Source organism: Paenarthrobacter sp. YAF11_1 (assembly GCF_052113445.1).
In the GTDB taxonomy this organism is placed as follows: domain Bacteria; phylum Actinomycetota; class Actinomycetes; order Actinomycetales; family Micrococcaceae; genus Arthrobacter.
Window position 1 is genome coordinate 1 of the sequence record NZ_JBFRDF010000034.1, and the last position, 896, is coordinate 896.

General features: G+C 65.7%; 1 protein-coding gene. It reads left to right on the top strand.

Features of this window, described 5'->3' with window-relative positions; translation table 11 throughout:
- The coding region (locus tag AB4Y77_RS22945; RefSeq protein ID WP_442015458.1) for an HNH endonuclease signature motif containing protein at positions 1-896 on the top strand (896 nt) is incomplete at both ends.

The window sequence follows — 896 nt, forward strand, 5'->3', positions numbered from 1 at the left end:
GACTTCGTCACCGACTTCGTCACCAAAATGGCCAAACGCTGGACCGACCTCATCGACCACGACGGCCCCGAACCTTCCGAAGAAGTCCTCCGCCAACTCCAAGGCGTGTTCCTGCGCCGCCGACGCCGCCACGGACTGCACCACCTCGAAATCTTCGCCACCGACGAACAATACGAAATCCTCACCACCGCCATGAACGTCGCCACCAACCCACGCCTCACCACCACCGGAACCGATGCCGCCGCCGGAACTGCCGGCGCGGCCGGGGCCGGGGCTGATCAGACGGTCCCCGCCGGTCCGGACCTGGACCGGCGTACCCGGCCACAGAAATACCTCAACGGCCTCACCGGCGCCTGCAGCCTCGCCATGCGCACAGGAAAACTACCCTCCAACGGCGGCCTCCCACCCCAACTCACCGTCACCATCGACGAACGCGACCTCTTCAACCGACTCCAAAACCACCAACACCACAACCAGCACAGCACCGGCACCGGCACCGGCACCGGCACGTTCACGGGCCCGACCCAGCCCGGCACCATTACAGGGACAGGCACAGGGATGGGGACTGGTACAGGGACTGCGACGTTCACGGGCCCGATGCACCCGAACACCATCCGCAAAATCGCCTGCGACGCCGAGATCATCCCCGTCCTGCTCGGCAGCGACTCCCGCGTCCTGGGCATCGGCCGCACCACCCGGATCTTCCCACCCCACATCCGCAAAGCCATCACCGCCCGCGACCAAGGCTGCGCGTTCCCTGACTGCACCATGCCCGCACCCTGGTGCGAAGCACACCACATCACTTACTGGTCCCACGGCGGCACCACCTCAACAGAGAACGGCACCCTGCTCTGCAGCCACCACCACCACCTCATCCACAAGGAACAGTGGCGGAT